Below are 1,228 nucleotides of genomic sequence, written 5' to 3' on the forward strand. Positions count from 1 at the left end.
ACGGGAATTATATTGATCATGGTGCCGGCTGAGGCCGGCGCGGGCGGCGGGTTGCCGGGACGGCGGGTTGCCGGGACGGCGGGGCGGCGGGGCGGCCGGTCAGGCGGACAGGCCGAGGTCGCGGATGATTTTGGCGACGTGGCCGGTCGCCTTGACGTTGTAGAGCGCCTTCTCGATCTTGCCGTCGGCGTCCAGGACGAAGGTCGAGCGGATCACACCCACGGTCTTCCTGCCGTAGAGCGTCTTCTCGCCGTACGCGCCGTAGGCGGCGAGCACGGCCCGCTCCGGGTCCGACAGCAGCGGGAAGGTCAGTTTCTCGTTGTCGCGGAACTTCACGAGTTTCGCCGGCTTGTCGGGGGAGATCCCGAGCACGTCGATGCCGGCGTCGTTCAGCAGCGCGAGGCTGTCCCGGAAGTCACAGGCCTGCTTGGTGCACCCGGGCGTGGAGGCGGCCGGGTAGAAGTAGACGACAACCCGTCGCCCCCGGTAGGACGACAGCGACACCTCGTTGCCGTCGGCGTCGGAGAGGGTGAAGCCGGGAGCGGTGTCACCGGTGGTGAGACGGGCAGCGGCGGCGGTCTCGGTCATGGCCGGAAGGTAGCCGGACGGGTCCGGCACCGCAAACCCCACCCCTCCTGAATCGGCCCGGTACGCCTTGCACACACCGTTCCCATGCCGCGTTCCCGTTTTCACACCCCGTCCTGCCGCCCTGCCGTCATGCCGGTGCCGCTGCCGCTGCCCGGCCAACCGGGCAGCGGGGGACGGCGGTCAGGGCGGGCTGCCCAGCGGCTCGACGCCCGCGAGCGTGGCCACACCCACGAACGCGGCCGGATCCACCTGGCCGACGGCCCATCTGCGCAGCTCGTTGATGATCAGGATGGCCAGGTCGACGTCCGCGTCGGCGTCCGCGTCGGCGTACACCATCGGGTCGATCACCACGTCCATGATGACCAGGAAGGTCCGGCCGTCCCCGACGATCCGGCCGCAGCCCACCGCCCGGCCCGGCTCGTCCGCGGCCTCCACGCACAGGCCGGCGAGGCTGCCGTCGATGGCGTCCGCCGCCGCTTCGGGGCCGGGGTCGGGCAGGCCGCCGGCGGTACGCAGCCGGCGCAGCTCCGCCACCGTCGGCATCCGGTGGACGACGACGAAGCCGCCCACCGACAGGGACAGCGCGCGTGAGGCAGCACCGTTCGTCCCCGTCCCTGTCCCCGTCCCTGTCCCGGGGCCC

2 protein-coding genes are annotated in these 1,228 nt (G+C 72.0%); both read right to left on the reverse strand.

Annotated elements, in window-relative coordinates; translation table 11 throughout:
• Positions 1-99: 99 nt before the first annotated feature.
• Positions 100-588: a thioredoxin-dependent thiol peroxidase gene (gene bcp / locus AC5LUJ_RS17410; RefSeq protein WP_493465299.1), complete on the reverse strand. Its 489-nt coding sequence runs from the start codon at positions 586-588 to the stop codon at positions 100-102.
• A gap of 180 nt (positions 589-768) precedes the next feature.
• Positions 769-1,228 (reverse strand): hypothetical protein (locus tag AC5LUJ_RS17415; protein WP_493465298.1); only part of this gene is annotated, 460 nt, incomplete at its 5' end.

It is taken from the genome of Protofrankia sp. CiP1_Cm_nod3, assembly GCF_982290655.1.

Excerpts from the sequence above, each read along its gene's own strand:
- bcp (WP_493465299.1), bottom strand. The coding sequence starts at position 588 with ATGACCGAGACCGCCGCCGCTGCCCGTCTCACCACCGGTGACACCGCT.